The sequence below is a fragment of the Rubripirellula reticaptiva genome (genome assembly GCF_007860175.1).
Classification (GTDB): domain Bacteria; phylum Planctomycetota; class Planctomycetia; order Pirellulales; family Pirellulaceae; genus Rubripirellula; species Rubripirellula reticaptiva.
On record NZ_SJPX01000002.1, the window covers coordinates 1001458 to 1023974 of the forward strand.

Consider the following 22517-nt stretch of genomic DNA (forward strand, 5'->3'; position numbering starts at 1 on the left):
GTCTTCCTGAACTCCCCCGAACGGCCCCGCCATGAAATTTCTTTTTCCAACACTCGCGATCTTTGTCATCGCAATCACGCAAGCTCAAGCCGCCGAGCGTCCCAACATCCTGTGGATTACCAGCGAAGATAATGGGCCCGAGATCGGTTGCTATGGCGACACCTACGCCGACACGCCCAATATCGATGCGTTTGCGGAGAAATCGCTTCGCTACCGAACCTGTTGGTCCAACGCACCAGTGTGTGCACCGGCGCGTACCACCATCATCAGCGGCATGTACGCGACGTCACTGGGCGGCCAACACATGCGTAGCGGCGTCAAAATTCCCGTGGGCATGAAGCTGTATCCGGAAGTCCTTCGCGAAGCGGGGTACTACTGCACCAACAACAACAAAACGGACTACAACTTCAACATCCCTAACGACGACGTGGGCTGGAATGATTCCAGCAAAAAAGCTCACTGGCGAAACCGACCCGACAAAGAAACGCCGTTCTTCTCAGTCTTCAACTTCACGGTCAGCCATGAAAGCAAGATCCGCGTTCGACCGCACACGCCGGTTCACGATCCCGCCAAGGCACCGCTACCGTCATACCATCCGGACACTCCCGAAGTACGTCGCGACTGGGCTCAGTATTACGACAAGGTCACCGAGATGGACGGCGACGTCGGCCGCGTGCTGACGCAGCTTGAAAAAGATGGCCTGGCCGATTCGACGATCGTTTTCTATTACGGCGACCACGGATCCGGCATGCCTCGCAGCAAGCGTTGGCCCTTCGATTCGGGCCTACGGGTCCCGATGGTGCTTCACGTTCCCGAGAAATTCAAAGACCTCGCCCCGGCCGACTATGCGGCGGGCGGATGGTCCGAGCGGCTGGTCGCGTTTGTCGACTTGGCACCAACAGCGATCAGCTTGGCGGGCGGCGAAATCCCAGCCAACATGCAGGGCGTCGCATTCGCGGGACTGCAGGCGGGAGAGCCCAAGAAGTACTTGTTTGGATTTCGCGGACGAATGGACGAACGAATCGACATGGTCCGTTCATGCACTGATGGCCGATACGTTTACATGCGTCACTTCTATCCCGAACGGCCTTACCTAAAACACGTTTCTTACATGTTCGAAACGCCAACGACGCAAGTTTGGAAACGCATGTTTGACGCTGGCGAATTGAACGAGACGCAAGCAAAGTTCTGGATGCCTAAGCCCGTCGAAGAACTGTTCGACCTCGAAAGTGACCCCGACGAAACCATCAACATCGCAGCACTTCCCGAGAATGCCGCTCGTGTCGAGCAAATGCGATCGGCAATCAAACAGCACATGATCGAAACCGGTGACATCGGGCTAGTCCCCGAAGCCGAAATGCATCGATTGGCCGGCGACATGGCTCCGCGAACCTGGTCGCAAGAGCACGTCGACTTTGCGAAGATTTCGGAACTGGCGATGGCGGCCACGGACGCGAAAAACGGTTGGTCAAACGAAGAATTGATCGGCTTGGTTGCAGATGCCGATCCAGTCGTGCGTTGGTGGGCGGTTCGCGGATTGGCAATTCGCGATTCGAGTGCTGATCGAAATTCGGCTTTGACCGGTGCGATGAGCGACGATTCGCCGAGTGTCGCGATCGCCGCCTGTGACGGACTGCTCAACTCGCAAAGCGACCGCGACGCTGCGGTAGCTCGGCTAACTAAACTTGCCAATGCAAATCAGTACGGCACCTACGCACCGATTGCGGCGCTCAACTCGCTGGACATGAACGCCAACTTGGACAAGACCGAAAAGTCGCAATTGGTTGAACTGCCACGAAAGGCCAAATCGTCGCCATCGCGAGGCGGCGAGTACGTCGGCCGATTGCTGGATGACCTCAAGTAAGGTTTGATAGTTAAGGTAGGTTCGCCAATTGCAGGAAGAGCTCGCATTGGCGAACCTGAAGTTGGCGGACCAGAACTGCAACGCAGTTCAAGATCACGCAGCCGCTCGCCTGAGACTGGTGAGACGATTTTTCGATCCTAGGAACTGACATCGATGGAAATTCTTGGCGGGCCGTTCTACAGCGTCGCTGGCGCGGGCGAATCACACGGGCCAGCGGTGACGACGATCGTGATGGGGTGCCCACCCGGGCAATACATCCGCCGGTCGGACGTGCAAGCGTTTCTGGACCGCCGTCGCCCGGGCGGCAACAAGCATGGCACTCCAAGAAACGAAAAAGACAAGGTGCTTTTCCTAGCAGGCCTCTACCAGGACGATCACGATAAACTGCTTGGCGGCTCGACATTGTCGGCAACCGTTGATGGCGGCACGTTCAACACCGAGGGGTTCGAAGAGGGATTTACGACCGGTGAACCGATCGCGGCAATCGTGCTGTCAACCAGCAAAAAATCAGGCGACTACACCCAATTCACCGGCCCAACGGGCGAAGTACGACCGGGACACACGGACCTGGTCAAGTTCCACAAATCAGCTGGCTATGTCGATGTTCGCGGTGGCGGGCGATCAAGTTATCGAGCCACGATCACAGATGTGATCGGCGGTTCAATTGCACGCATTTTGCTGCAAGAGAAATTCGGCACGGTCCTTGTTTCGTCGATCTCGCAAGTCGGTCCGCTGAAGGCAAAGATCAGTCTTGCCGATCGATTCAACCAGTCGCCGACGCCGCGGATCAGTCGCGAGTTGATCGACACGACGCTTACCGAGCTTGATGCCGCCGAGATTCCGTCGATCGACGCGGACTTTGCCAGCGAAGCGGGCGAGCTGATCAAAGAGACTCGAAAACGGGGCGATTCACTCGGCGCGGCCGTCGAAGTCGTCGCAGTCAACGTGCCGCCTCTGTTGGGTGATCCGCTTTACCAAAGTTTGAAAGTCCGTCTGATGGGCGCGCTCGGTGGGCTCAACGCCGTCCAGTCCTGCGAAGTCGGCGCGGGCTTTGACGTGGTCGAGCGACTAGGTAGCCAGAACAACGATCCGATCCGGTCGAGCGGCTACACCAGCAACACGCACGGCGGATTACTGGGCGGGGTAACGACCGGCATGCCGCTTGTCATGCGAGTGGGATTCAAGCCCACGTCGACGATCAACATCGCGCAGCAATCGGTGCGAAAAAACTTGGACGAGATCGATTTCGAGCTTGAAAAAGGCCGCCATGATCCGTGCGTCGGCGTGCGAGCAGGTGTGACCTTGGAATCGCGAGTCGCGATTGAGTTGCTCAACGCCGCACTCAGCCATCAAGCTGGCAAGCTAACCAGCGATCTGTCGAAACTGTTTTAGTGGTTGCGTGGTTTAGCGTTCACGAGCTTCGCCACCTACAAAATCCCCAACCCCTGTCGTTCGATTTCAAGCACTTGGTCGAGCCGCCGTTGGTGCCGCTCTTGCGGTTCGTACTTCGCGGCCAGAAAGCTATCGATGATCGCAAAGGCTAACTCGGATCCGATGATTCGGCCGCCGATGCACAGCACGTTCATGTCGTCGTGCTCGACGCCTTGATGAGCCGAGTAGGTATCGTGGCAAATCGCTGCCCGAATTCCGGGGATTTTGTTCGCGGCAACGCTGACCCCGACGCCCGATCCGCAGATTACGATTCCTCGGTCTGCTCGGCCCTGGATGATTTCGCGAGCTACGGCGATTGCGAAATCGGGGTAGTCGCAGCTTGCCAGGCTGTCCGTCCCGCAGTCGATCACCTGAGTGACTTGGCGTCCCAGCCGAGCAGCCACGACTTCTTTGAGCGGAAATCCAGCGTGGTCGCCGCCAAGGGCAATGCGAAGTGGAATTGTTGGGGCCATCGAAGTTTTTCAGTCCAAGAGAGCGGGAGTAACAGCTCAGCATCTTTTCACAACCTTGCCGCCCGGTCTACGGGATAAGACTTCGGACCGCCCCCCCGATGAAAACACGTCAATAACGCTGTCAGTACGTGCAGCCGCCTCACCCCAAACGCTCGCCCTTGGCCCCAAATCTCCCCTAACGCGAGCTCGAAACGGCGATCCAAGAAGTCGAACTGGGGAAAGCAGACCAACTTTGCCGTGAAACTGCGTCGTTAGCTGTTGTGACGTTTTTTCCGCTTTGATACCTTACCCGACTAGGCGCTGGCGCTGCTGCCAGGCGACGACCCGTTTTATTCCGCTCTCTAACCACCCTGAGCCGCTTCGGCGACCTTGGTCGTCCGTCTGAACCGAACCCGCTCAAACCACCGGAACGCACACAGAAATATGGTCAACCGTAACCTTATCCGAAACCTCGACGACGAAGATATCGCAGCCGAACTGGAGGTTCTCGCCCCCGAAGCAGAAGCTGAGGATTGGCTGCTTGAGTATCTCCAGCAAGACCAGCAAGATTACGCACAAGGCGAAATCGTCGACGGTAAGATCGTCGAAATCAATGACGAATGGGTCCTGATCGACGTCGGATTCAAGAGTGAAGGTACCGTCAACGTTAGCGAATGGGGCCCTGACGAAGAAACGCCTAAGGTCGGCGATATCGTCAAAGTCCTGATCGAAGAGATGGAGGACGAACTCGGTGCCGCCGACGATCCTTACGGCATGATCTCGCTCAGCAAGAACAAAGCTGAGAAGATCATCGAGTGGGAAAAGATCATCGGCGAGATCAGCGAAGGCCAAGTCGTCACCGGCACGGTCATCCGCAAGATCAAGGGCGGATTGCTGGTCGATATCGGCGTCAACGTCTTCTTGCCTGGTTCGCAAGTCGACATTCGACGCCCCGGCGACATCGGCGACTTCATCGGCCGCGTGATCCAAGCCGAAGTGCTGAAGATCGACGACACTCGACGAAACATCGTCATCAGCCGTCGTTCGCTAATCGAACGTCAACGCGAAGAAGATCGCGCGTATTTGATGAAAGAGCTGGAAGTCGGCCAAATCCGCAAGGGTATCGTCAAGAACATCGCCGACTTCGGTGCGTTCGTCGACCTTGGCGGCATCGACGGATTGCTGCACATCACCGACATGGCTTGGGAACGAATCGGTCACCCGACCGAAATGGTTTCGATCGATCAAGAAATCGAAGTCAAAGTCCTGCACATCGACCGCGAAAAGCAAAAAATTGCTTTGGGTCTGAAGCAAAAGGACCGCAACCCATGGGAAAACATCGAAGCGAAGTACCCTGTCGGAGCCGACTTCAAGGGCGAAGTCGTCAACGTCATGTCCTACGGTGCGTTCGTCAAGCTGGAACCAGGCATCGAAGGCTTGGTCCACATTTCGGAAATGTCGTGGACCAAACGGGTCAATCATCCAAGCGAATTGGTCAACATCGGCGATGCGATCGAAGTCCGAATTCTGGGCGTCGATCCCGAAGGCCAACAGTTGTCGCTGGGCATGAAGCAAACCCAAAAGAACCCTTGGGACGAAGTCATCTCGCGTTATCCCGAAGGCCAAGACGTCACCGGCAAGGTGCGAAACCTCACCAATTACGGTGCTTTCATCGAATTGGAAGAAGGCATCGACGGCTTGCTGCACGTTTCGGACATGTCGTGGACACGCAAGATTGGTCACCCCAGCGAAATGCTGGAAAAGGGCCAAGAGATCGCTTGCCGCGTGCTGAGCGTCGACGAACAACGTCGCCGAATTGCACTGGGTCTAAAGCAACTCGACAACGACCCGTGGGATGGCGACATTCCGGACAACTACCAACCTGGCCAATTGGTCAAGGGAACCGTCACGAAGATCACCAACTTTGGTGTCTTCATCGGTTTGGAAGATGGCCTGGAAGGCTTGCTGCACATCAGCGAACTTGCTGAACACAAGGTCGAAGACCCCGAAGAAGTCGTCAAAGTTGGCGATCCGATCGAAGTCAAAGTCTTGCGAGTCGACACCGACGAACGCAAGATCGGCCTATCGCTCAAACGAGTCGAATGGGGCGAAGAGCAAGAGAAAGCCGCGGCGGAAGCCGAAGCGGCCGGACTGCCAACCCCAATGGAAGCTGGCGACTTGAAGGGTGGACTCGGCAGCGGCGAAGGCCCGCTGTTCCCACCAAGCAACGACTAGTCGCAGTCGCGAACAGCTAGCGTTTAAAGAGAAAGGCCCGTCAGCAATGACGGGCCTTTTTTTGCTGGACGATCGTGGTGTATTGCAGGCAGGAAAATCAAAGGTTCCCATGAACTTCAATTGTTTCCGCCAAGCACGAACTAATCCGTACTTTCGCGACGCATCGAAGACTCAGCGATGATTTCTAAATCCGAAAAATTGAAGAAGTCTCCCACCCACGCTACCGATGCCGCGTTCACGCGAACGCGGACAGTGACTTGGGTTCCCGGTTCAGCATCTTCGATCGATGCCGGGATTGTTTCCACGACCGCATTTTCGATTGCAAGTAACGCCAACTCCTCGTAGACACGCTCGACCACGTCATCGGTTGCAGATGCCGGGCGTACTGCCACGCGAGCCCCTTCACGCGATGCATGAGTTGCCGTCTGTTTGACTAACATCAGTCTGCCAACTTCGACTAAGCCGAACGTGAACATGAGCATCAAAGGCGCGATCATAGCGAATTCGACCGCCGATGCCCCCATTCGAGAAATTTGTTTTCTATGGAATCGTCTTCGTCGGAACAATTTTTTGCGATTCATAGGGTTACTCGACCAACATGACAGGAGTAACGAGATGGGTACTCGTGCTAGTTCCGGCAAAATCGATTCTTGCTCTACGAGCCACAACTTTTGCAGGCTGGATAATTACTCGCTTCTCCGTTTTTTTACCGGTCAACTTGACGTCTAGGATCCGTACCCCCTCAAATCTTACGATGGTAAACATCGCATTGTTTCCATTTCCAGCAACGGCTGTGTAGATCGGAATCACTCGTTTTTTCCCTATCAAAGCCGCAAGTTCGTCTTTGATGCCAGCGCTAATTCCAGTATCGCCATTGAGCTCGAGTTCTCCTTTGTCATCAAACTCAAGAGGTTTGCCGAGCTCGATGAAATCGTCGAGAGAGATTCCGTGCAGAATCTGACGAGATAAATCGGCCGTGCTATTGTTCGCGCCACCGATATCGACCGTACCGCGATTTCCAGGCGCCCCTGTTCCCTTGGGGTATAAATTGGTCTCAAAGATGCCGTCCGAACCGCTTTGGACTGTGCCGTTGATGTAAGCAAATTCATCGGTCGTTTCGCCCGCGATCGCATCAAGCCAGCTCGGCAGATCGAGCGCCAACGGAAGAATGTTTATCGTCGAAGTGCTATCGGAAGGTTCGTAGAATCCCGAGATTGACTGCAGCATCGCGGCTGTCGCGGTGACGTGCATGGACTGCGATTCTCTGCCGGTCAAAGATCCGAAAAACAATGGAAGTTCGCCGTTGCTTTCGGACTGACGACGCAACGTGACCCGAACGGCATTGAACAAAGTCGGGTCCGATGTGCTCCACTGACCACTGTTGTCGTAGTTGCCTAACTCAACATCTTGGTTTGCAAAAACCGCAGCCTGCTGACCTATCGTGTTTGCGGATGCATAGTGATTCGCGGTTTCGAACGCAGCGTCGTTAACAACCATCTGGGAAGAACCAGCTGACTGCTCATCGTACATTTCCCAGCACGCCGCCATCGCGGCAGCGTCTGCAGATCGACGCAATTCAGTTTCGCCCACATGGATTTGCCCAAAGTCGAGTGTCACCGCCATCAGTGCGACCAGACTCATGGTTAAAACCAATCCGAAAACAGCGGCAGATCCGCGTCTTTGCGCCACCATTTTTCGACGGCGGCGAATTTCCTTTACGACGTTCAGTTGCGACCTTTGTGTGACCAAATACATCACGGTTACTCCAGCGAGAGATCTTGAATTAGTTGAGGCGTCAAAGGCAGTCGATTACGGTTGGCTGTCGATCGATACATTGACCGTCCGCCCATCGACGTAAAAGACTCGCACTCTGCGAAGCGTCAGTGAATCGATGCGATTTGCACCGAACCCGACGTCGACGGTTTCAAGACTCTTGCGAGGATGATAGGTCGCAAGATTTTGGATCGAACTTGTCGGAATTCGCACCAGATAATCGGGACCGCCGAATGCGCCCCATTCATCCGAATACCCATCTTTGACAGCAAACAGAAGTTTTTCATCGACCACTGCCATTACGCTGGTCCAACGGATGATGTCGCCGCTAGAGGCAAGCACCTTTTCTGTTCCACTTCGTGCCTCGTCATGCATATGACCACCCTGAAAAGCAGCGACATGGAACCCGCCACTTGAAAACTGGGCGTCTGCCGAGTAGTTCATCTGCAACTGAAAATAGATATCTTCTGCATCCGCACTCGGCGATGTAAAAAACGTCACCTGCGGCGAGCAGTTGGCAGGATCTGGTTCATTGATCACCATTTCCCAATCTTCTTCGATTTTGTAAATCACGGACTCGTCGGCTGTGCAGGCCGAACTGGTCCAAGCAGCAAAGGCTGCAAACATCCCCCCGATGAATACTGAGCGTAACATCGGTTCATTTTCCAAAGAGTTGACAACAAAAGGCCACTCTTTCTCTTCGCAACCCATCGGCGGTCTGGCAATCCACCGCAAGGCGATGGACCCATAACTTTGCGTCCCGAACTCACGTTCGGTTTGCCTTTATCGTGAGTGATAAAGTGATATCGGGATCAGGAGAAGAAAAGGTGATTAGTCATTGGGAACAGTAGCTTGGTTGTCTGAGTGAAGTGGCCAGATTCGCCAAATCTTGAAAATTATTTGCCCCCAAATTCGACGCAGCATGCCGGTTGTAACGCCCATCTGGCCGTGGCATTTCAACCTTGGCACAAACAACGCCCCCTGCCAGGGCGGTCCAGTCAAAATACGTTTAAACGATAAGCGATCGATCAGAAACCATAGCTCGAGTTACCCAACACTCTCATCAAGTTGATCCAATCCCTGCGATACGCCGATTTCGGCTATCAATCCGCTGGACAAAACTGAGCATATAGCAGGAGAGCGCAAGTGCTCTTTTCAGCAATCGGTTTTCCGCTACCTCCAGACGCAGCGACTGGAATTGTGCTCGATACGCCAGCCCCATTCATGCAGCCTTAAAGAGGCGGCAATGGCGAAGCATGCTTGATCATCATGATCGAATATGACATCGACTTTCGAAATGAAATATCAGGCATCCGATTACCTGACACGGTATCTCCAACCTCTTCGCAGACAAGAAAGGCCACGTGATACGTCGCATCACGCGGCCCTTTTTGTGACTGCCTTAAGTCTTTTCATAAGACCTAATTTCTGCGTCGAATTTCGGATGACGCCCTTTCAGGTTGCCCAGACGATCTCGTCGCTGACCACTTCTTTACCAAGCGAATTGCAAACCGCCGTTACCAGCATGGAACGTTTGCCGATCGTTGGTTTGCAGGTTGTAACCAGCAAACAGACTTGTCCATCCACCACGGCTGTAGTTCAAGCCCGTGCCAATCACGGCCCAGTCGCGTCCCAAGCTTAGACCGCTGGTCGTGAATCCGGCGCCACCGACTTGGCCGTTTACGTTCGTGGTCGTATCGAGGAATTCATGCATCCAGTGGGCCGAAGCGTACGGCGAAACGTTGCCACCGATCATCGATCGAGATGGGCCCTGGAATGAACTGCCAACTAGGGCACGCAACGAGTGTTCGTTAACACCGTCCAAGTTCGCCGCGCCGAGACCTGTTTCGGAATGCCCGTCTTGGTGCAGCCAGATGTATTGCAGTCCGACATTGGGACGCAGCACGGTGCGGCCCCACTGAATTTCACGGCCACGTTCCAAATAGGTACCCAGTTGGCCTCCATCGAATTCACCGCGAGCCCCCGAGTCACGGGCGGTCCGGTAGTGATCGTAAGCCGCTGTTCCCGCCAGAATGTAGTAGTCGCCTCGGCAATCGCCACGACGCAAGAACGCACCAACTTGACCACTTTCGATATCGGCAGTGTCGCCATCGTCGGAGTCCACGTTCTGGTTGCTGTATCCGCCAAACATACCCAGCAGCGTATAGCGATCGACGTTGCGATAGATGCCCAACTGGGTGCCACCACTGCTGTAGTCCAATCCGGAAATGCCTCCTTGCGATCGCACATCACCGCCGACACCGTAGCCGCTGATCCAACCGCCCCATGGGTTGATTCGTGATTGACACTGCGCGTCACAGGCACTGCCACCAGCGACCGATGAACCGGATGCCACATAAGTTTCTTGATAGCCCACCAATGCGATCGCATCGTCGCGAGTCGGCATTGTCAAGGCGAGCGGCTGGTAACCACCGCTGAACCTTTGGGTCGCCGCAATGCTTTGCAATTGTTGGCTCAGCGAACGAAACGACGCGCTGCTGTTCTGAAAACCAACCTGCGCCGATGTGCCATTGATCTGCCCTGTCGTGCGATCTCTTAGCAACTCGAAGACAAGATTCTGCAAGTAAAAGGAACCGGAGCTCGGAAATGTAGCCGCAAAGAAATAGTCTTCATTGGCCAAGAAAGTGAACGGCGTTGATGGACGTTTATCGGTTCCAGTCTCGGCGGACTGAGCCGTGGCTGAAACCCCTGCGCCCGTGAACGTGAAATAGTTCCCAGCATCATTGCTGTTGTTGATATCGTATTGGGTCCAGCGAACCGATTGGTCGAACCTTAGTGTGAACGTATTTGGTTCGAAGTCGCTAAACTCCAGCCCGGATGCGCGATCGTGGAAATGGCCGAAAGGGCCTGGGTTAAAGAACTCTGCGTTAACCGTTCCCACTTGCTTGGTGAAACTACTCGCGAAGTCTTCGCTCTGATCGAACGTGATAGTCCCCTGGGCGCTCGCAGCCGAAGTCGCCATCAGCAGCGGCAACATTCGTAAAGCCTGGCCAGCCCACCGTCTTATTCTTCCATTTCTTCCTTGCGGCCGTTTCAATTTTGATTTTGCTTCCGTGCGTAGTTTCATTCTGAAGAACTCTATGGGCGATTGGATAACCGTATGACTGCTATCCTTCGGACCGAACCGATCTGGGAACAGAATGAATCAGTCTGACTCGGACTGCTTCACGAACGGGTCAATCCGCATGTACCGATCCAACAAGATTTGCCGATTCCGACTATCGAATCGGATGCACGCACGAACAGGTCCGAATCGGTCACGCCGAACCAGCCAGATATGTCGCTGCGGGCAATCATCAAACGAGAACGAACCTTTTAGGTTCTTCACGAAACAGAATAAGTCAGCGCGCATAAGCACTAAGCCGTGACGGCGTCCCGACGAGTGCCCAGGACGTTGCCGACGAATCGGGATAGGGGGAGCCCTCGCGGGCTCCCACACCACCGGGCATACGGGTCCGTACCACGGCGGTTCGGCTGGTTAAACGTTCTTGGCAGGTTGTTCCAGAAGCAGCGGGACGCCCAGTTCCACCAACACCCTGCCGGGCAAGGCGAAGTTCAGGGCTGGAGATCGGCTGTTGTGCCAGTTGCCTTTACGGCTGCCAGCGGTCTGCGCAGCAAGATCCTTGCCGACGCCCAGCGTCGTGAGCACTGCGATTCGGACGGAAGCCGAAACGGTTGTCCGAAAACGTTTCGTCCCACTGCGGTGAAAGCACCAGGAGAATCGCCTGCTGGACCACGCGGTCCACCGCCGTTGGAATGCCAAGCTTGCGCACTCCACCGTCGGGTTTGGGAATCTCCACTCGTTTCACTGGTTGGGGCCGGTACGTTCCCGAAAGAAGCTCGTTGGTGATCCGGCCGGCGTGTCGCTCGAAATACTTTTCGAGTTCCTTCACCGTCATGCCGTCCACACCGGGAGCGCCACCATTGGCAATGACTCTCGCCATCGCACATTCAAAGTTAAGCGGATCGCAGATGCGTTCCATCAACTTGTCATTACTTGTCGGGCTTTCAGTACTCAAGTCCGCCGCGATCGGCACGGTCCCTTCAACGGGGCCATCGGGAACTTCATCCCTACCCTCCGCCGCGAAGGTCAGCAGCAATTGTTGTTGCTGCGTTGTTGTTTTCTGCCGTTTGCCGTTCATGAGTTCTCGGACTTACTTGCCGCTCCGTTTACCCGGTTCATCACTGGGGACCGTTCGGGCCTTCGACGGGACTACGGTTCGGTTTATCTGTGGGAACGCAAGCGTTCCACGCTCCAGCTTTCGCTTTGGAGTGCCTTAAGACCCTCGCCGGTCTGCATCCGTCTACTACGCCCTCTGCTGACTTCTGACGCGCGATCACGGCTTCTTGCGAAGTCGTCAGTCCGGCCCGTAGCCCCCGTAACAATCGACTCGGGGCTATTCCAACCAGACACACGTCAGACCTCCCAGGTTAAGTTTCTCGACTTTCACCACGCACCCGCCGGATTTACAGAGCAGACCTTTGATGGATGGAGGACTTCGTCACTGTCGTGCGGACTCGTCCCATCTGCCATGCCTCTTATCCGATTCCTGTTCGTCGAGTCGTGGTTTTGCTACACGCTTCCTTCAGACCCCGCCTCGCGACGGATGCCCTTGCGCTTCGCTAGTCCTTCACCTCCATCAAGTTGGACAGGGGACTCGCACCCCCGAGTTGAGAAACATGCCTGGCAAACACAAAAAAAGACCCGCCAAGAATGACGGGTCTTCATTGATGTTTTGCAAAGCTTTCCGTGACGGCCGTCGGCCGCCGAAAGACAATAGTTGCCGCTCGCTACACACTCGACACTGGCAGCGCCGCGACAGGCGTCTCGCGTTTCGAGTCTAGACCAAGTTCTTGCGAACAGCCCATACCGCGGCTTGTGTGCGATCGCTGACACCGATCTTGCGAAGGATGTGCTGCACATGCTCCTTGACCGTTTCGTAGCTGATACCGAGCATCTTTGCGATCTCTTTGTTCGTCAGCCCCAGAGCCATTTGACGCAGAACTTCGCTTTCACGCTGGGTTAGCGGAACTTCGATGTCCTGGCTAAGTCGTGGCGTCGCAAGAGCCCCCGTGACCCGGCGAAGCTCTTCGCGAGTCCAGGCCGATTCGCCTGCGACGGCGGTGTTGAGTGACTCAATCAAACGTTCGCGAGTCGCCGATTTAAGAATGTAGCCCGATGCCCCCAACGCAACCGCTCGAGCAATGTAAGTCGGGTTGTCGTAGGCCGAAAACAGAACAATTGGCAGATCAGGATGATCAAGTTTCAGGCGTCCCAGAGCGTTAAGCCCATCGCCACCTTCCATTCGAATGTCCATCAATACAACGTCGGGAACCGACTTTTCAACCGCAGCCAAAGCCTCGGCCGCGTTCGTCGCTTCAGCGACGATCTCCAAGTCAGTCCCTTCCAGCATCAGCTTAAGGCCCATTCGGATGATCGCGTGATCATCAACAATCAAAATCTTCTTGCTCATTTCATTTCCAGTGGTAAAGAAAAGCCTCAGCGCACAGCTGGTTGCCTAGGACAAAAGCCCCGCGAATCATCTCGCATCAGCACTATGCCGCTATTCGATTGAACGGCAAAATGACCCCAAACCAATGAACCCACCCAGCTGCCGACTCAATGGCGACTCTCGCTGACTGGATCAAAAGGCAATGCTATTGGGAAAACCAAGTCCACATGGGTTAGAGGTTAAAGCAATCTACCGTAGTGGCAAGCGTCAAAGGCTCCACCACGAGGCACCAATTACTAAAACTTTCACAGTCTTGCCGACTGCGAAACCCACCAAAATGGCCGAACTACCGCGCATTGCAACACAACAACTCAACCCGGTGTACTTCACCTAACCCCTCTCCTCGTCAATTGTATCCTTTCAAATCCCGATACGCCCCCAAATGGTGGCAATTTCGCGGAAACTCGCAATATTTATGAGGACTTTTTGTCCGGATGCGCGTTTGAAACGGAAATTCGTTGATACAGCAACGGAAAAACCCCTCCGCAGAATTACTCATTCGTCCAGAAAGCGTGCTGCGAGTTGCGTACCAAAACACCGTGGTGTGCGATGTGATGCGCATCGATAGATGCCGCTCTGACTTCCAATCCACGTCGGCAATTCAATCGATGCAGGGCCCACTGCCGGCCGAGCCTCCGGACTCTGGACGGATGATGGTTAGGCGGCGATGCTACTAGAAGTAGCCTGCCTTTTGCTTGCCACCATGTCTCGAAACTGCAGACGCAAATTCTTAAGCCAGAAAATCAGATAAACGTTGGCAACGAAAGAGATCAGCAGCAATCCGTTGAACAGTGGCTGAGCGGCAACTTGCGGTGGGTCACTAAATCCCGACGATTGATTCGTCTGTCCCGATTGCAAATCAAAATTCACCGATGACCCCGCGGTTCCGCGAGCTTCGGACGTCTGTGATCCTCGCGACTCGGTTGCCGGCGGCCTCGAATTGACCAGGCTCTCTCGCGGGTACTGACTCGACGAATTAAAGGTCGGCCGCCCTGCGGCGATTGATTCGCGATCGTCTTCGCCATAGCGTGCCCCACCGATCGGTCCATTGGCCCAATTCGTTTGGCTTTGCCCGCCAAACTGGCCACTTAGATTTCGATCCGATGCACTGGCAAAGCTAGGCGACTGGAACTCCGGCGTTGGGAACGTTGATGGATTACTAGCCGACTCGCCAAATGGCGAAACTGGTTGCGATCGATACTGAGAAGCATCGGAACCTGCGTTTTCGAGTAAATACTCGTTAGGCATTAGCTGTCTGCGTGTGTCGTAGATTCGATTCTGTTCATCGACTGCCCACGCTCCCGCGGCCAATTGGGCCGCTGTTAAACGGCTGTCAGGCGTGGTTTGAGTGGCTTCGCGATACGTCAAACCATTGCCAGAAAGACTTGACCGAGACGAGTAATCGTTGCGAGTATCGCGACTGGTTACCGGTGGCTGCAATTGAGTCGGCGATTCTTGACGCTGGGCAAGCAACTGCTGCTCACGCCGTTGTTCTTCGAGCCGTTGTTTTGCAAGTCGTTGCTGCTGCTCTTGCAGCAAAAGTTCTTCCTGTTGTTGACGAGCTTGTTGGGCACGTCGATCCGCCATGATCTGGTCGTACTGAGACACGGCGGGGGTTCGGCTGTTCGTCGCCGACGAATTGGGCTGACCGTAGGAATTTGACGATCCGCCCACGCTATTTGGCGGCGCCAGGCCGGCGGGCGGACGACCAAAGGTATCGGTCGAGCGCAATCCGTTTGTTGAAAGTGTGTTCGCATTGGAAGCGTCCCGCGCGGCCGCAACGCGATCGGGATCTCCCCAATTATTATCGCGTTCTGTCGCACCTGCGGCCGTCGTTCCCCACGGCGATGCAGAATTTCCGGACCTGTCGTTTTGTCCCAACAACGGCGGCGCAGCAAATCCGGCATTTCCCCCCGCATTGCTTCTGGCGGCCGTACTGGCGGCTTGTGGCCGAGTCGATGGCGGAGGCACGAGGGCTGAACTGCGGGCGTCGGCAGTGGATGGCCCTGCGCCGGTGCCGCCCGATCCAAAGGCCTGACCGAGCGCTTGGCTGGTGCGGTCAGCGATCTCTCGCCCCGCTCGATCGATATTGGTTCGAGCGGTATTCGCGGCATCAGTTAAACTTGGCGTCGTTGGGAACGAGAAACCACCGCCTTGGGTACCCCCCTGCGGATCAGGTTTCATCGCCGTGGTTTTCCCGGCCGTATTTTTCATCGGCACTTTCATCGACGGCGAAACCGAAGCCATTTCGGGGATCGCAATCGACGTCGCATCGGAATTTGCGACAAAGTCACTTTCGACGGTTGCAGAGGGCATTTTGTGAGGCAACAGGCCGTCACCAACTCGGATGACGATCTTCGTCACGCGACCGCGCACGGCCGGATCGACCACGCTGCTGATCTCGCCGATCCGCTGTAATTGATCTACCTCCGACGATGGAACTTGGACAATGTACTGAACACCATCCGCATTCTCATCGGGTTGCCATCCGTACGTGATCCCCATGCCCATGGCGGCGATCATCATTAGCACCGGGACTCCGCCCATCGCTGTATCCTTCAGTGACGTTTTGGAACTGGGGGAGTTTAATGTGCCATCCGCGCAGCCTCTCCCTCAGGTTTCACGACAATCCTAACCGTCGACCCGCGATCGGGTAAAGAGAGATTCTGTGGGCAATTGGCACAGTGGAACGCGGCGGCGCAAAGCTGCAGAGTCTGGGCCGCCTAGGCGGTCACCACGTCGCCCCTAAACCGGAACACGGCATTCAATGCTGGCCGGCAAGCAAGTGACATTCGCGGCCAACACTAAATCAGTTTTTTCAACCGATCGATCGCACCAATCAAAGCATCCGCCGCCCGATCGATCTGGACCATTGTATTGAAACGACCGATCCCGAACCGCGCACTGCGACGAGCCTCAGATTCGCTCAGCCCCATTGCTATCAACACATGACTGGGCATTGGATCGACGTTGCTGCACGCCGATCCAGTACTGAACGCAACATCCGGGGCCGCCGCCATCCAGGTTTCGCCCTCAACCGAGGCAAGCCGCAAATTCAGGTTTCCCACCAACCGTTCGCTACCATCGAGACTCGGTCCATTCAGTTCAACACCCTCGATTCCGCCGCGAAGGCGATTCCAAAAACGATCCCGCATAGCAAGCACGCTGGCTCGATCGGATTCCATAGATTGACTGCAAATCTCGAGAGCACGCGTCAATCCGACTACCATCGCCGGAGCCATCGTGCCGCTACGCAGTCCCCGCTGTTGCCCACCACCCACAATTTCGGGACGCAGCCGAACTCGCCGATTGCCGCCGCCAACGACCAACAATCCGATCCCTTTGGGACCGTAAAACTTGTGCGCCGACCCGCTAACCAAGTCGATGTCGGCCGCGGCAATGTTGATCGGTATCCGCCCGATCACCTGCGTTGCATCACAGTGAAAGAGAGCACCATGCCGGTGAGCCAATTCGGCGATTTCATAAAGCGGCGCGATCGCGCCGACTTCGTTGTTGGCTGCCATCACTGAAACGATCACGGTGTCATCGTCAATTGCATCGGCCAATCGATCCAGATCCACCACGCCCGCCTTCGGCGACCCCGCCGGGATCACAGGGACCACCGTGACGCGGAATCCGTCGCGTTTCAAATCTTCGCATACATCCAAGACGGCTGGATGCTCGGTCGCCACGGTCACGATGTGCCGCCGTTTTTGACGCGGGTGCAGACACACGCCACGGATCGCCAAGTTATTTGCCTCGGTCGCACCGCTGGTGAATACCATCGTTTCCGGCGAGGCACCAATGAGCTTAGCGACCGATTTCGTCGAACGATCGATCGCATCCGCGGCAGCAACACCCGCACGATGACCGCTGTGCGGATTTCCATAGTCTTGGGTCAGCCATGGCAGCATTGCCTCGACGACCAGAGGATCGCAGATCGTTGTCGAATGATTGTCCAGATAAATCATCAGCGGTGGACTAACGGTAAAGAGCGTCGATCGCCAACTGACTCCACGTTTCCAGCCCGTCACGCTCGGACTTCAACGTTTCGACGGAAACAAATCCGCCGTCGGCTAGATCAGCTTCGTTGCTTTTCACATCGGGCGTTTTCAAAACAAACCGATGAACGACCCCAACATGAACTTTGCCGACGTCGTTCGATGGATCATAGATCAGGCCTTCCTGAGTTTCATCGTAGCCTGATTCTAGTTGGATTTCCTCCGCCAATTCTCGGTGCATTCCCGTTGTGTAGGGATCCGCACCACCGGCTGCGTCTTCTTCGCTGATGTGGCCGCCGATGCCGACGCTGCGCTTCGCATGCAAGCGTTTCTCGCCTGATCCACCGCCACGCGTGTAGGTAAACAAGTGAACGACTCCGTCGGCGTCTGTCCATTGCAGCAACACGTAGGGGATCAGTTGCTTGAACGAAGGGTCCGTTTCCATGGTGCTACGAGGATGAAACGTCAACTGGTCACTGGCCAAAATCGGCTTCAAAAACCGATCCAAATCGGGCTCAAACCCGGCGATCGTGCCGATGGAGTCGATGACGGAAGCAGGAATGACCAGGATGTGTTCTTCTTTGCCCGACAAGTCGTTGGCTCCGGTTGCAAGTGCGATGGTGCGATGAATCGTAAGCCGATAGTTGATCGTATCAGCCACGAAGCTCAAGTAGCCGTCGCCACTCGTTCGTCAGCCGGCCGCTATCCCGATCATCTCCTCACCTTCCGCCAATCAAGTCGCGTGAATCCGATCGAATGCGTCGCCATCGACGTCAAACGAATCCCGGTAACCACGACCACCAATCGTGCCGATCACCTCAAGCAGTATCCCTGACGGCGTCGCTTGCTGAGTCACCTGTGCTTGCGTTGCCGATGCTTGCGTCGACAGCCGAGCAGGTTTCGGCAATTCAGGAACAGCAAACTCAATCAGCTCTCCTTCCACTCGGCAGGAACCTAATTTCAAGCTCACCGTTTCGCTCGGCAAATCCTTGTTCTCGGCTCCCGTTTGCATCTTGTCACTTGGTGGAATGGCCCAGCGAACTTCCAAATCAACGGCATCAGACGGTACTCCCGACGCCAATCCACCCGCAACCTTCAATCCCATCGTGTCGTCGATATCGCTTGGCAACCACAGCGTTCCCACTCTCCGCTGGGTCACAAAGGCGTATCGCCAGCCGAAGAAAATGAAGACTGCGGAAATCGCCGCCAAGACCATCGACACGATCGCCCCCCACTGACCCGCACCGATGCCGACCATGGCAATCGTCACGGCGGTGGCAAACGAAACCAGATGCAGGATCAATATCCACAGCCACGCGCGCCGCGTTCCAGCATGCTTGGACACCAATCGCCATCGCCCTCGAACGACTTTGGGCGGTGCGGCGGCCGATAAATAACCGAGCCCAGCAATACCGACACTGCCATGCGTCACCAAAAACAACAGCGCGAACCCAAGGCTTCCCGATTGAATCCGACCATCCAAAACGGCTTCCGACGGATTGCTAGGGTTGACCAGGCACGTCATTGAACCGGCTTGGTTGGCTTGCGACAATTCGCGATACAGTTGACGCGGATACTTATCGCTACTGGATCCCATTTCGAAAAAGCTGACTCGTTCGCTAATAAAGTCTCGGGCACCAAACTGGTACCGATACCGGCACTTGAGCCGATAGGACGCCCCGTCAGAATCTCGATGCTCGTCCACCTCCAACATCTCGGCAGTCGCCGGAACCGATTGCCAGTGCAGACCGCCGAACCACTCAGCGAGCCCTCGCAAGGTGATTCCCCCCAAAAACAATCCGGCGATCGCAAAGATGCCAAAGAAACACAATCCGACAGTGCGCTGCATTGGCTTTCGACTCTCTATCAACTCGTACTTGATCGCCGGCTTTCGAAGATATTCCGACTGGACGCACACATTGTACCGACCGACTCGTTACGACTCAGACGCTTGATTCCTGGATTTACGAGCCACGAATCGGCCATGCCCTAACGTTCCGGTGAACTGTCCGTCCCGGGCACTGACTTGTCCACGACACAAAACAACCGCCGGCCGACCAGCGATTTCAAAGCCTTCGAATCCGTCGTAATCCGTATTCATCAAGTGAGTTTCCGCACTGATCGTGCCACGGTACTCGGGATCCCAGATGACCAGATCGGCGTCGCTGCCAACCTGCAAAGTTCCTTTGGTCGGATACATACCGAAAAGCTTGGCTGCGTTGGTGGATACCAGTCGCACGAATTGCTGCAACGTGATCCGTCCCGTCAAGACTCCATGCGTGTAAAGCAGCGTTGCCCGGTGTTCGACCGACGGGATACCGTTGGGGATCTTTGTGAAGTCCGATTCCGGCGGTTTGCCCATTTCTTTTTGAATGACAAAGTCAAACGGCGCGTGATCGGTCGCGACCGTGGCAATCACATCCGACTCGATCGCATTCCACAAAAACGCTTGATGGGAAACGTCACGAAGCGGCGGACTCATGACGTACTTTGCCCCTTCGAAATCCGGTCGCTCAGCGTAAGTTTTATCCAGAACCAAATGCGGAATCACCGTCTCAATCGCAACATCCACCCCACGAGCCTGAAACTTCTGAGCCGCCTCAACGGCCGGCTGGCACGACGTGTGAACGATATATCCGCTCGCTCCGGTCATTTCCAAGAACGTGCAAAAATGATGCACGCCCTCGGCTTCGACTTCGACCGGGCGTGAGGGTTCGTGGTATTCCGGACCAAGGTTTCCGCTGGCCACCAACTCGGATTGCAACGAAGCAACCAACTCTGCGTTTTCACAGTGGGCCGTTACGATAACACCCAATTCTTTTGCCAATCGGCAGACTTGAAACAGTTCAGAATCCGTGACGCTGAAGGCTCCTTTATACGCCAGAAACACCTTGAACGACTGAATGCCATCTTCGGCGATCTGGCGAAGCTGATCTTTGACCGTCGAATCGAATCGCGTCACACCCATGTGAAACGAAAAATCACAGGCCGAAACTCCGACGGCTTTGCTCTTCCATAACTGATAAGCATCGATGGGTTCATCGTCGCGAGCTGGACAGCACATTTCGATCAACGTTGTCGTGCCACCGACCAACGCGGCACGGCTCGCCGAATCGTACGTGTCTTTTGCACAGGTTCCCATGAACGGCAGGTAGACATGGACGTGCGGATCGATGAAACCTGGGAACACATACTTCCCCGCAGCGTCGATCACTTCAACATCATTCTCCGCTGCAATCGATGGTTCGATTCGAACAATCGTTTCACCATCAACCAGAATATCAGCCACATAGTCTTGGTCGGCAGTGATGATGCGACCATTCTTGATCAGAAGATTCAAGGATTATCCTGCGTTGTCGAAGTAAACGAAGCGGTTTGGGGGGCGGCACAGATCAATCACGGAACAATCACGGAATCCTTGCGATGTCGCCGCGATCCGTCGCGTTGGTACGCACAGCTTAACATGAAGTGGAAAAACACGGTCGGGCCTCGTCGCCGAGTTGTTTGCAAATATGGCCTTAGTATTCATCGTGAAATGGGCTGTCGCGTTCGTTAGAATTCAACGGCAGCCTGAAATCGCTGAAAACAGACAATTCTGACGTCCGTGGTGTGAATCGCTCGCACCGCTGGCCCCCAACGAACTCATTTCCAATCGCTCTAGAGTCTTTCATGACACCTTCTCACTTGATCTGCTGCGTCTACTTACTGGCTGGATCACTGACGTTCAACTTGACGCTCGCCACGGCCGCGCAACCGAACTTTGTGATTTTGATCGCCGACGATGTCAGCTACAACGACCTGGGGTGTTATGGCAGCCTCGATGCTCGCACCCCCAAAATCGATGCTCTTGCCAAGCAAGGTGTGCGTTTCACCAATGCCTTTTTAACCGCCAGTAGTTGCAGCCCCAGCCGAAGCAGCATCATCACCGGACGCTACCCGCACAACAACGGACAAGCCGCCGAGTTGCATCAAGCGATCTCAGGGCACTTGCCTTCGTTCACCGGAACCTTGCGTGACAACGGATACTTCACGTGTCTGGCGGGCAAGCATCACATGACCTGGGACGACACGCCAGCCGGCGAGACCAAGCCGACCGAACCGTTCGACAAAGTCTTTCCACCGAACGAACCCGGCAACTCGGGCGGTCATGCGAACTGGATCAATGCAATCGAACAGCGTCCCCAGGACCAACCATTCTGTTTTTGGTTTGCTGCACTGGACGCGCATCGTGATTGGGATGGCGACCGACAATGGGACGAAGCTTTGTACGGCCCAATGCACGATCCGAGCACGCTCCATTTGCCGCCAGCGTTCGTCGATACGCCACAGACTCGCCAGGACTTTGCGTCGTACCTGAACGAAGTCACTCGATTTGATCACTTTGTCGGACGAGTCGTCGACCGTTTGAAAGCCGACGGTACTTTTGACAACACGTACATTTTTGTTCTGGCAGATAACGGACGTCCGTTTCCTCGCGCCAAGACACGACTGCACGACGATGGGATGCAAACATACCTGGTCGCCACGGGACCAACGATCAAACATCCCGGTGCCACCTGCGATTCGCTTGTCAGTGTGATCGACATCGCGCCCACAATCCTGGAATTAGCCGGTGCAGCAAAGCCAAACAGCTTCCAAGGCGTATCGATGCTGCCGCTGTTCGATGACCTAACGGCCTCCATTCGCACGCATGCGTTTTCGGAGCACAACTGGCATGACTACGAAGCTCTTGCCCGCAGTGTGCGCGACGGTCGCTGGTTGTTGATCCGAAATTTCCGTCCCCAACTCGCAATGCAAGGACCGGCCGATTCAGTTCGCAGTCCGACGCACCAAGCGTTGCGATCGGCCGCCGCATCGACAGAGTCATTGACGCCAATCCAGGCGGACGTGTTGGCCGCACCGCGACCAGAAACCGAACTCTACGACACGACAGGCGATCCGCACCAAGTTCACAACCTCGCCGGCGATCCAGCGTACGCCGCGATCGAATCGCGTCTTCTCAAGACACTTGAAACGTGGCAAGAAAAAACAGGCGACGACGCCCCAGAAACGGTCACACCCGACTTGTTCGATCGCGACACCGGTGAATCCCTGGGCCTCGGAAAAGCAAACGCCGCCCAACTCCGACAACCCTATCCAGGATATCGAAATCACGCCGACACAATCAACAATCCAGGGCTTAGGCACCACAACCGTAATTGAACCAAAGGGCGTGAACCAAAGGGCA

The 22517-nt window shown here is 55.4% G+C and carries 16 protein-coding genes and 1 riboswitch; of the genes, 4 read left to right on the plus strand and 12 right to left on the minus strand.

Going from position 1 to position 22517, the window contains the following annotated elements:
- Window positions 1–31: 31 nt before the first annotated feature.
- A complete protein-coding gene (locus Poly59_RS09925) occupies window positions 32–1864 on the plus strand; it encodes a sulfatase-like hydrolase/transferase (RefSeq protein ID WP_146533903.1) in 1833 nt (610 codons plus the stop codon).
- Between the two features lie 153 nt (window positions 1865–2017).
- Complete coding sequence (gene aroC / locus Poly59_RS09930) at window positions 2018–3256, plus strand: chorismate synthase (protein WP_146533904.1); 1239 nt, start codon at window positions 2018–2020, stop codon at window positions 3254–3256.
- A 35-nt stretch (window positions 3257–3291) separates the two neighbouring features.
- Here aroC and rpiB read toward each other — a convergent pair whose 3' ends face one another.
- Window positions 3292–3768, minus strand: a complete 477-nt coding sequence (gene rpiB, locus Poly59_RS09935) for a ribose 5-phosphate isomerase B (protein WP_146533905.1) — start codon at window positions 3766–3768, stop codon at window positions 3292–3294.
- 423 nt (window positions 3769–4191) lie between these two features.
- On the opposite strand from rpiB, the gene Poly59_RS09940 reads away from it, so the two are divergent.
- Window positions 4192–5982, plus strand: a complete 1791-nt coding sequence (locus Poly59_RS09940) for a 30S ribosomal protein S1 (RefSeq protein WP_146533906.1) — start codon at window positions 4192–4194, stop codon at window positions 5980–5982.
- A 140-nt stretch (window positions 5983–6122) separates the two neighbouring features.
- On the opposite strand, the gene Poly59_RS09945 is transcribed toward Poly59_RS09940, so the two are convergent.
- From Poly59_RS09945 to hydA, 11 genes are all read right to left on the minus strand, one after another.
- Window positions 6123–6563, minus strand: coding sequence for a TadE family protein (locus Poly59_RS09945; protein WP_146533907.1), 441 nt, complete (start codon window positions 6561–6563; stop codon window positions 6123–6125).
- 4 nt (window positions 6564–6567) lie between these two features.
- The gene (locus Poly59_RS09950; protein WP_261343491.1) at window positions 6568–7674 is read right to left on the minus strand and encodes a TadG family pilus assembly protein; all 1107 of its coding nucleotides are present in this window, start codon (window positions 7672–7674) and stop codon (window positions 6568–6570) included.
- Between the two features lie 117 nt (window positions 7675–7791).
- Window positions 7792–8409 (minus strand): hypothetical protein, encoded by a 618-nt coding sequence (locus tag Poly59_RS09955; RefSeq protein WP_146533909.1) that lies wholly within the window; start codon window positions 8407–8409, stop codon window positions 7792–7794.
- 55 nt (window positions 8410–8464) lie between these two features.
- Window positions 8465–8547, minus strand: a riboswitch (cyclic di-GMP riboswitch).
- A gap of 700 nt (window positions 8548–9247) precedes the next feature.
- On the minus strand, window positions 9248–10843 hold the full coding sequence (locus tag Poly59_RS09960) for an autotransporter outer membrane beta-barrel domain-containing protein (RefSeq protein ID WP_146533910.1): 1596 nt from the start codon (window positions 10841–10843) through the stop codon (window positions 9248–9250).
- 523 nt (window positions 10844–11366) lie between these two features.
- The gene (locus tag Poly59_RS09970; protein WP_222436062.1) at window positions 11367–11918 is read right to left on the minus strand and encodes a reverse transcriptase domain-containing protein; all 552 of its coding nucleotides are present in this window, start codon (window positions 11916–11918) and stop codon (window positions 11367–11369) included.
- A 699-nt stretch (window positions 11919–12617) separates the two neighbouring features.
- The gene (locus Poly59_RS09975) at window positions 12618–13250 is read right to left on the minus strand and encodes a response regulator (protein ID WP_146533911.1); all 633 of its coding nucleotides are present in this window, start codon (window positions 13248–13250) and stop codon (window positions 12618–12620) included.
- A 696-nt stretch (window positions 13251–13946) separates the two neighbouring features.
- A complete protein-coding gene (locus tag Poly59_RS09980; RefSeq protein ID WP_186776137.1) occupies window positions 13947–15836 on the minus strand; it encodes a hypothetical protein in 1890 nt (629 codons plus the stop codon).
- A 257-nt stretch (window positions 15837–16093) separates the two neighbouring features.
- Complete coding sequence (locus tag Poly59_RS09985) at window positions 16094–17323, minus strand: cysteine desulfurase family protein (protein ID WP_246151527.1); 1230 nt, start codon at window positions 17321–17323, stop codon at window positions 16094–16096.
- Window positions 17271–17882, minus strand: a complete 612-nt coding sequence (locus Poly59_RS09990; protein ID WP_146534448.1) for a phosphoesterase — start codon at window positions 17880–17882, stop codon at window positions 17271–17273. Before Poly59_RS09990 ends, Poly59_RS09985 begins: the two co-directional genes overlap by 53 nt.
- A 141-nt stretch (window positions 17883–18023) precedes the next feature.
- Window positions 18024–19139, minus strand: coding sequence for a DUF3592 domain-containing protein (locus Poly59_RS09995; protein ID WP_146533913.1), 1116 nt, complete (start codon window positions 19137–19139; stop codon window positions 18024–18026).
- Window positions 19140–19226: 87 nt separating this feature from the next.
- Window positions 19227–20630 carry a dihydropyrimidinase gene (hydA, locus tag Poly59_RS10000; protein WP_146533914.1) on the minus strand — a complete coding sequence of 468 codons (1404 nt, stop codon included), beginning with the start codon at window positions 20628–20630 and terminating at the stop codon, window positions 19227–19229.
- Window positions 20631–20959: 329 nt separating this feature from the next.
- On the opposite strand from hydA, the gene Poly59_RS10005 reads away from it, so the two are divergent.
- Window positions 20960–22492: a sulfatase family protein gene (locus Poly59_RS10005; RefSeq protein ID WP_146533915.1), complete on the plus strand. Its 1533-nt coding sequence runs from the start codon at window positions 20960–20962 to the stop codon at window positions 22490–22492.
- Window positions 22493–22517 lie beyond the last annotated feature (25 nt).

Bases quoted from the DNA above. Each gene is read 5' to 3' on its own strand.
- Poly59_RS10005 (WP_146533915.1), top strand. From the start codon at position 20,960: ATGACACCTTCTCACTTGATCTGCTGCGTCTACTTACTGGCTGGATCA.
- Poly59_RS09940 (WP_146533906.1), top strand. From the start codon at position 4,192: ATGGTCAACCGTAACCTTATCCGAAACCTCGACGACGAAGATATCGCA.
- Poly59_RS09925 (WP_146533903.1), top strand. From the start codon at position 32: ATGAAATTTCTTTTTCCAACACTCGCGATCTTTGTCATCGCAATCACG.
- Poly59_RS09960 (WP_146533910.1), bottom strand. From the start codon at position 10,843: ATGAAACTACGCACGGAAGCAAAATCAAAATTGAAACGGCCGCAAGGA.
- rpiB (WP_146533905.1), bottom strand. From the start codon at position 3,768: ATGGCCCCAACAATTCCACTTCGCATTGCCCTTGGCGGCGACCACGCT.
- Poly59_RS09950 (WP_261343491.1), bottom strand. From the start codon at position 7,674: ATGGTGGCGCAAAGACGCGGATCTGCCGCTGTTTTCGGATTGGTTTTA.
- aroC (WP_146533904.1), top strand. From the start codon at position 2,018: ATGGAAATTCTTGGCGGGCCGTTCTACAGCGTCGCTGGCGCGGGCGAA.
- Poly59_RS09970 (WP_222436062.1), bottom strand. From the start codon at position 11,918: ATGAACGGCAAACGGCAGAAAACAACAACGCAGCAACAACAATTGCTG.
- Poly59_RS09980 (WP_186776137.1), bottom strand. From the start codon at position 15,836: ATGGGCGGAGTCCCGGTGCTAATGATGATCGCCGCCATGGGCATGGGG.
- Poly59_RS09995 (WP_146533913.1), bottom strand. From the start codon at position 19,139: ATGCAGCGCACTGTCGGATTGTGTTTCTTTGGCATCTTTGCGATCGCC.
- Poly59_RS09975 (WP_146533911.1), bottom strand. From the start codon at position 13,250: ATGAGCAAGAAGATTTTGATTGTTGATGATCACGCGATCATCCGAATG.
- Poly59_RS09955 (WP_146533909.1), bottom strand. From the start codon at position 8,409: ATGTTACGCTCAGTATTCATCGGGGGGATGTTTGCAGCCTTTGCTGCT.
- Poly59_RS09945 (WP_146533907.1), bottom strand. From the start codon at position 6,563: ATGAATCGCAAAAAATTGTTCCGACGAAGACGATTCCATAGAAAACAA.